At 72.8% G+C, this 9,074-nt stretch carries 2 protein-coding genes; both read left to right on the forward strand.

The genetic code is table 11. The annotated features are described in order from the left end of the window. The coding region (locus GKQ77_RS20875; RefSeq protein ID WP_219690446.1) for a phosphopantetheine-binding protein at positions 1 to 452 on the forward strand (452 nt) is incomplete at its 5' end. Between the two features lie 5 nt (positions 453 to 457). Further along, positions 458 to 9,074: non-ribosomal peptide synthetase (locus GKQ77_RS20880; protein WP_219690447.1), on the forward strand; the 8,617-nt coding region annotated here is incomplete at its 3' end.

The raw sequence follows: 9,074 nt of genomic DNA on the forward strand, positions 1-9,074 counted from the left end.
GATGGCACAGTCCCGCCCAGCTCACCCGCGAGGTGCGCGCTCACCTGGAGCGCCATCTGCCCGACTACATGGTCCCGGCCCACCTGGTGCTCCTCGACAGCATCCCGGTGACACCGAACGGCAAGGTCGACCGCGCCGCGCTGCCCGCCCCCGACCAGCCCGAACTCGCCGCGGGACGCGGACCGCGCGACCACCACGAGGAAGTCCTGTGCCGGCTCTTCGCGGAGCTGCTCGGGGTGGAGGAGGTCGGCATCGACATCGACTTCTTCGACCACGGAGGGCATTCGCTGCTGGCCACCCGGCTGATCGGCCGCATCCGCACCGAGCTCGACGTCGACGTGAAAGTCACGACGGTGTTCCGCAATCCGACCGTCGCCCAACTGGCGGAGCAGATCAAGAAGTCGGCCCGATCGAAGCGCCCCCAGCTGCGACAGATGACCGTACAGGAGTAGCGTCGATGATCCCGTTGTCCTTTGCCCAGCGTCGGATGTGGTTCCTCCACCGCCTGGAAGGCTCGTCCGCGACCTACAACATCCCGTTCGCGCTGCGCCTGGACGGGGAGCTGGACACGGCGGCCCTGGCCGCTGCGGTGACGGACGTCGTCACCCGGCACGAGAGCCTGCGCACCCTGGTCGTCGAGAACGCGGACGGCACACCTGAGCAGCGAATCCTGGCCCCGCACGAGGCGGACCCCCGGTTCCGGGTGCTCGACGTGGCCGAGGAGGCGCTGGACGACGCGATGAGCCGGGCGGCGAGCGAGTGCTTCGACCTGGAGGCCGACCTCCCGCTGCGGACCTTCGTCTTCCGTCTCTCCCCGAAGGAACACGTTCTGACGTTCGTGTTCCACCACATCGCCGCGGACGGGGCGTCGATGGCGCCGTTCCTGCGGGACCTGGTGGAGGCCTACACGGCCCGGCACCGCGGGGACGCGCCGCAGTGGACACCCCTGCCGGTGCAGTACAAGGACTACACCCTGTGGCAGCGGCAACTCCTGGGCGAGGACGGCGACCGCGAGAGCGTCGCCGCGCCGCAGATCGCCTACTGGCGCCGGGAGCTGGCCGAAGTGCCGCAACCGGTGCGGCTGCCGCTCGACCGGCCCCGGCCGGCGGTGGCCGGTTACGACGGCGGCCACGTCGACTTCCTGATGGAGCCCGACCTGGTCGCCGGGCTCGGCAAGCTGGCCGCCGAGCGCGGTGCCACGGCCCCGATGGTGGTCCAGGCCGCGCTGGCGGTCCTGCTGCAGAAGCTGGGGGCCGGCGAGGACGTGACGATCGGCAGCCCGATCGAGGGCCGCACGGACGAGGCCCTGGCCGACCTGATCGGCTTCTTCGTCAATACCTGGGTGCTGCGCGTCGACCTCGCGAGGAACCCCTCGTTCGGCGATCTGGTGGCGCAGGTCAGGGACAAGGCCCTCGCCGCCTACGACAACCAGGACGTTCCCTTCGAGCGGCTGGTGGAACTGCTCGACCTGGAGCGCTCCACCTCCTACCAACCGCTCTTCCAGGTGATGCTCGCCTGGCAGTTCGTGTGGCCGGAGATCGAGATGCCCGGCCTGCGGGCGTCCCTCGCCCCCGCGGGCACCGACACCGCCAAGTTCGACCTGTTCTTCAACATCGTCCCGCAGGCGTCCGGACGCGCCTACGGACGCCTCGAGTACGCGGCGGAACTCTTCGACCACACCACCGCCGTCGACATCGTCGAGCGGCTCGTGCGCATCCTGCGCCAGGCGGTCGCCGACCCGAGCGTGCGTCTCGGCGACATCGACGTGCTGTCGGCGGGGGAGCGGGAGCGGCTGGTCCGGGAGGTCAACGACACCGCGCGCCCGGTGGCCGCGGACACCCTGCCGGGCGCGTTCGAGGCGCAGGTGGAACGGGACCCCGACCGCCTGGCGCTCATCGGCGAGCAGGAGACAGTGTCGTACGCGGAGTTCAACCGGCGCGCCAACCGGCTGGCGCACTGGCTGATCGAGCGGGGCGCGGGCCCCGAGCGGCTGGTCGCGGTGCGCGTCGCGCGCTCCGTCGACCTGATGGTGGCGGTCTACGCGGTGGTCAAGACGGGCGCCGCCTATCTGCCGATCGACACCGACCTGCCCGAGGACCGGGTGCGGCACCTGCTGGAGAGCGCGCGGCCGCTGCTGGTGCTCGACGGCCCGCTTCCCGATGTGTCGGGCCACCCCGCGGTGAACCCGGAGCGGACGCTGTCGCCGGACAACGCGGCGTACGTCATCTACACCTCCGGCTCCACGGGCGGGCCGAAGGGGGTGCAGGTGTCCCACCGGTCGATCATGAACCGGCTGGCGTGGGGCCTCGCCCACTTCGACGTCACGGCCGAGGACCGGGTGCTCCTCAGCACGTCCGCCAGTTTCGACGTGTCCGTGCCGGAACTCTTCGCGCCCCTGCAGACGGGCGCCGCCGTGGTGATCGCCCGCCCGGACGGCCGCCGCGACCCGGCCTATCTGGCGGAGCTGATCAAGCGGGAGCGGGTGACGGGCGCGGACTTCGTGCCGTCCCTGCTGGAGGTGTTCATCACCGAACCGGCGGCGAAGGAGTGCACCAGCCTGCGCTGGATGGAAGTCGCGGGCGAGGCGTTCCCGGCCGCGCTGGCCAACAAGGTCTCCGGCGTGCTGCCGGGCTGCGGGGTCCACAACCTCTACGGACCCACCGAGGCGGCGGTGGAGGTCACCGCGTGGCAGCACGTGCCGGGCGCCGACCGGGTGCCCATCGGCGCCCCCGTGTGGAACACCCAGGTGTACGTGCTGGACGTGGCCCTGCGCCCGGTGCCACCGGGAGTGGCCGGCGAGCTGTACCTCGCCGGTGCCGGGCTCGCCCGGGGCTACCTCGGACAGTCCGCGCTGACCGCGCACCGCTTCGTCGCCTGCCCCTACGGAGAACCCGGCACCCGGATGTACCGCACCGGCGACCTGGCCCGGTGGAACGAGGACGGCCAGGTCGAATACCTCGGCCGCACCGACTTCCAGGTCAAGATCCGCGGCTTCCGCATCGAACTGAGCGAGATCGAGCAGGCGCTGACCGGGCACCCCGGTGTGGCGCGGGCGGCGGTCGTGGTCCGCGAGGAGCAGCAGGGCGACAAGCGTCTCGTGGGCTACGTGGTGCCCGATCCGGGCGCCGCGGTGGCGGACGTGGACGGTCAGGCGGATGAATGGCGCCAGGTCTACGACGCCAGCTACCGCGCCTCCGAGGACCAGGCGTGGGGCGAGGACTTCCAGATGTGGACGTCGTCGTACGACGGTGAACCCATCCCGCGCGAACAGATGCGGGAGTGGCGGGACGCGGCGGTCGCCCAGGTGCTGCGGTTCGCGCCACGGCGGGTGCTGGACATCGGCGTGGGCGCCGGCCTGCTCATGGCGAAGATCGTCGGTGAGGTCGAGGAGTACTGGGGCACCGACATCTCGGCGCCGGTGGTGGACCGCGTCAGGGCCCAGGCCGAACAGGCGGGCTACGGCGACCGGATACGGCTGAGCGCCCAGACGGCCGATGACCTTGCCGGGTTGCCGCGCGGCCGGTTCGACACCGTGGTGCTGAACTCGGTGGTCCAGTACTTCCCGAGCGCGGAGTACCTGGACCGGGTCCTGAGCGGGGCCATGGAACTGCTCGCGCCGGGCGGCCGGGTCATCGTCGGTGACGTCCGCAACCTCACGACGCTCCGGATGCTGCTCACCGCGGTACAGCGCGCGGCGCACCCGCACGCCTCGTACGACGACCTGCGGACGCTGGTGGAGAAGGAACTGCTCGCCGAACGGGAGCTGGTGGTCGCCCCCGAGTGGTTCACCGAGTGGGCGGCGGACCGCCCCGTCTCCGTCGACATCCGGCTGAAGCCGGGGCGGGCGCACAACGAACTGACCCGGCACCGCTATGAGGTGGTTCTGCACAAGAACCCGGCCGGCGTGCTCGACCTGGCCGACGTGCCCTCGGTGCCCTGGGGCGGCCAGCTGTCCGACCTGGCCGACCTCGGCCACGTCGAGGAGCGGGTGGGATACGGCCCGGTGCGGGTGACCGGCATACCCAACGCGCGGCTGGTCGAGGAGACCGCCGTGGCGGTCGCGGCGGGCCTCCTCGACCCCGCGCCCATGCCCGGTCGCCCCGTCGATCCGCGGGAGCTGACGCGGTGGGCGGGGGAGAACCAGCGCGACGCGCTCCTCACCTTGTCCGGCGAGGACGCGCGCTACTTCGACGCGGTGCTGCTGCCCGCGCGGCAGGCCGGGCCACCGCCCGTCTCGGGCACCTTCGTCCCCGGCGCCGTGGGCCGACGGGCCCGGGCGAATGCCCCCGCGCTCGCCAAGTCGCTCGGCCCGATGCTCGTTGAGCTGCGCGAGCACCTGCACGGCTGCCTGCCGGACTACATGGTGCCCACCGCGGTCGTCCCGCTGTCGGAGATACCGCTGACCCCGAGCGGGAAGCTGAACCGCAGGGCGCTGCCGCCGCCGGACTACGCGCAGGGCTCGACCGGCCGGGCGCCGCGCAACCAGTGCGAGGAGACCTTCAGCGCGCTCTTCGCCGAAGTGCTCGGCCTGGAACGGGTCGGCATCGACGACGACTTCTTCGCCACGGGCGGGGACAGCATCCGTTCCATCCAGGTCGTCGCGCGGGCCAAGGCGCGGGGCGTGACGGTCAGCACGCGGGAGGTCTTCGAACACCGCACGGTCGCCCGGCTCGCCGAACTCGTCGAAGGACGGGCGGGAGAGGAGGCCGCGACCCTGGCCGAGCTGCCCGGCGGCGGCGTCGGCTGGGCCCCGCTGCCCCCGATGGCGGCGCACGTGCTCGCGCTGGGCGGCGGCGTCGGCCGGTTCTCCATGTCCGGGATGCTCACCCTGCCCGAGGACGTCGACCGGGCGGCACTGGTCGCGACGGTGCAGGACGTGCTGGACCGCCACGACGTGCTGCGCTCCCGGCTCGACCGGCCTCGATCGGGCCTGTCGATCGCACCGCCGGGCAGTGTGGACGCCGACGCGCTGCTGCGCGAGGTCCCCTACGGCGACACCGACGTGCACGCCGAACTGGACGCCGCCGCGGGCAGGCTGGACCCGGACGCGGGCGTCATGGCGCAGTTCGTGTGGTTCACCTCCGGCACGGACGCGGACCGGTTGCTGATCGTCCTGCACCACCTGGTCGTCGACGGGGTGTCGTGGCGCGTCCTCGTGCCGGACCTGATCGCGGCGTGGCGGCGCGTCCGGGACGGCCGCGCCCCGGAACCGGCGAAGGCGGGCACCTCGCTGCGCCGGTGGGCGCATGCCCTGGCCGACGAGGCGGCCGACCCGGAGCGGGTCGCGGAACTGCCCGTGTGGCAGGGCATCCTGGCTTCGGACGAGCCGGTGCTCGGAGCGCGCGCGCTGGACCGCACGCGTGATGTCACGGCCACCGTCGACACGGTCCGCGTCCGCGTCCCGGCGGACGTCACCAAGGCGCTGCTGACCACGGTGCCCGCGGTGTTCCGTGGCGGCCCCGACGACGGCCTGCTTGCCGGACTCGCCCTGGCCGTCGCCCACTGGCGCCGCACGCGAGGCCTCGCCGGATCCTCGTCGCTGGTCAGGATGGAAGGGCACGGCCGGGAAGAGCACGTGGTGCCGGGCGCGGACCTGTCGGGCACGGTCGGATGGTTCACCTCGCTCTACCCCGTACGCCTCGACGTGGCCGGCATCGACGTGGCGGACGCCCTCGCCGGTGGCCCGGGCGCGGGCCGGGCGATCAAGGCCGTCAAGGAACAGCTGCGGGCGGTGCCGGACAACGGCATCGGCTACGGCCTGCTGCGCCACCTCAACCCCGACACCGCCGCCGCGCTGGCCACGGCGCCGGAACCGCAGATCGGCTTCAACTACCTCGGCCGTACCTCCGGGGCCGACATCCCCGAGGAGCTGCGCGGCCTCGGCTGGGGGCCGGACACCACCCACCAGGACCTGATCGCCGCCCCGGACGCCGACATGCCCGTTCTCTCGGCGCTGGAGATCAACGCGGTGGCCACCCCCGCCGAGGACGGCGAGGAACTGACCGCCTACTTCGGCTTTCCGACCGGTGTGCTCTCCCGCGAGGAGGTGACCGAGCTGACCGAGCTGTGGATCCGGGCGCTCACCGCCCTGGCCCGGCACGCCACAGCACCGGACGCCGGCGGGCTGACCCCGAGCGATGCCCCCCTCGTCGACGTGAGCCAGGAGGAGATCGACACCTGGGAGTCCCGGCTCGGCAGGCTGACCGAGATATGGCCGACCACCCCGACCCAGTCCGGCATCCTCTTCCACTCGATGCTCGCCGGAACGTCGTTCGACCCGTACCACATACAGCTGGTGTTCCAGCTCTCCGGCGAGGTCGACCCGGAGCGGATGCGCCGGGCCGGGCAGGCGCTGCTCGGGCGCTACCCCAACCTCCGTGCGGCGTTCGTCAACCGGGGCGACGGCGAGCAGGTGCAGGTGGTGCCCGCCGACGGGGTGACCCTGCCGTGGCGGTACCTCGACCTGACCGGGGCCGGTGAGGCGGAGCGGACCGAGACCTTCGAGCGGTTCCTCACCGAGGACCGGGCCGCCCACTTCGACGTGGACACCCCACCGCTGCTGCGGCTCGCCCTCGCCGTCCTGGAACCCGGCCGTGCCGAACTCGTGCTGACCGTCCACCACGTGCTGTCCGACGGCTGGTCCGCGCCCCTGCTGATGCGGGACCTGCTGCTGCTCTACGCCTCCCACGGCGACGGATCCGGCCTGCCGCACACACGCGGCTTCGGCGAGTTCCTGGCCTGGCGCGCCCAGCAGGACCAGGACGAGGCGGCACGGGCATGGGCGGCCGAGCTGGCCGGGGTGGACGAGCCGACCCTGCTCGTCCCGGGAGCGGCGGACGGCGACGGTCTCGACCAGATCGAGTTCAGCGTCCCGCCGGAGCTGTCCGGCGAACTCAACCGGCGCGCCGCCGCGTTGGGCGTCACGGTCAACACCCTGGTCCAGGGCGCCTGGGCGCTCCTGCTCGGCCAGCTCACCGGCCGCCAGGACCTGGTGTTCGGCGCCACCGTCTCCGGGCGCCCGCCCGCGGTGGCGGGCGTCGAGTCGATGGTGGGGATGTTCATCAACACCCTGCCCGTACGCGTGGAGTACGCACCGGGCGACACCCTCGCCGAGGTCATGACCCGGCTCCAGGACCGGCAGGCCGGCCTGATGGAGCACCACCACTACAGCCTCCCGCAGATCCAGCGGGCCCTCGGCCTGCCGACCCTCTTCGACACCCTGGTGGTCTTCGAGTCCTACCCGGTCGACCGGGAGGGCATCAGCGCCGCCACCGAGGCCGCGGACGGCATCGCCTTCACCGGCCTGCGCCCCACCAACGGCACCCACTACCCCCTGGCACTGATGGCGGCGGCCGAGACGCGCCTGGAGTTCCTCCTCCAGTACACCCCCGGCCTTTTCGACCGGGCCACGGTGGAGACGTACGCCACCCTGTTCGTACGCATCCTGGAACAGGTGGCGGCCACCCCCGAACGGAACGTCGCCCAGCTCGACGTCCTGGAGCCGGCCGAACGCGACCGCCTCCTCGGCGAGTTCAACGACACGGCCGTCCCGACGCCGGACGTGACGATCACCGGGCTCGTCGAGGCCCAGGCGGAGCGGAGCCCGGACGAGGTCGCGCTCATCGCCGAGGACGCGTCGCTCACCTACCACGAGGTGACCGCCCGTGCCGAGCGCCTGGCGCGCGCACTTGCCGGACGCGGTGTGGGCCCGGAGTCGGTGGTCGCGGTCTCGCTGCCGCGCACGGCGGACCTGGTGGTCGCCCTGCTCGCGGTCCTGAAGGCCGGCGGGGCGTATCTGCCGGTCGACCCCAGGTACCCCAGCCACCGCCTCGCGGCCATCTTCCAGGAGGCACGGCCCCACCTGGTCCTGACGGATACCGCGACGGCCGCCGTACTGCCGGAGCACGACGCCCCGGACGCCTTCCTCGACGCGCTCGACCTGTCGGCGGACGCCCCTGGCCTCGACCGTCCGCTCCACCCGGACCAGCTGGCCTACGTGATGTACACCTCCGGCTCCACGGGCAAGCCCAAGGGCGTCGCCATCACCCACGCGAACGTCGTCAACGGCGTGCTGCGGCTCGCCTCCCGCGTGGGCATGGAGCCGGGCAAGCGGCTCCTCGCCGGCACGTCCGTCAACTTCGACGTCTCCGCGTTCGAGATCTTCACGACACTCGCCACGGGCGGCGTCGTCGAACTCGTCCCGGACGTCCTGGCGCTGGGCGACCGCAAGGGCTGGAGCGGCAGCGTCATCTCCACCGTGCCGTCCGCCTTCGCCGAACTCGTCGAGGAGATCTCCGGCCGCACCCGCGTGGAGACGGTCGTCTTCGCCGGTGAGGCCCTGCCCGCATCGCTCGTCGAGAAGACGCGGGAGGCCTTCCCGGGGGTCCGGGTCGTCAACGCCTACGGGCAGAGCGAGACGTTCTACGCCACCACCTTCACCGTCGACGGCGACCCGCGCGGCTGGACGGGCGGCGCGCCCGTCGGCACCCCGCTCGGCAACATGCGGACCTACGTCCTCGGCCCGGGCCTCGCCCCGGTGCCGCCCGGCGCCGTCGGCGAGCTGTACGTCGGCGGCAACGTGGGCCGCGGCTACCACGCCCGCCCCGCGCTGACCGCCGAACGCTTCGTCGCCGACCCGTACGGCCCGCCCGGCGCGCGCATGTACCGCACCGGCGACCTGGCCCGCCTCAACGCCGAGGGCCAACTGGAGTACGTGGGCCGCGGGGACACGCAGGTCAAGGTGCGCGGCTTCCGCGTCGAGCCCGCCGAGGTCGAGGCCGCGCTCACCGCGCACCCCGGCGTCGCGCAGGCCGCCGTCATCGCCCGCGAGGGACGCGGCGGCGGCACCAAGCAGCTGGTGGCGTACGTCGTCCCCGCCGTCACCCTCGGCGGCACGACGGCCGACGACCACCCCGGCCCGCACTCGAAGGAGCTGCACGCCTTCGTCTCGGAGCGGCTGCCCGACTTCATGGTGCCGTCCGCCTTCGTGACCCTCGACCGGCTGCCCCTGGCCCCGAACGGCAAGCTCGACCGGGGCGCACTGCCCGAGCCGGAGTACACCACAGCCCCCTACC

The sequence above is a fragment of the Streptomyces anatolicus genome (genome assembly GCF_019400875.1).
In the GTDB taxonomy this organism is placed as follows: Bacteria; Actinomycetota; Actinomycetes; order Streptomycetales; family Streptomycetaceae; genus Streptomyces; species Streptomyces anatolicus.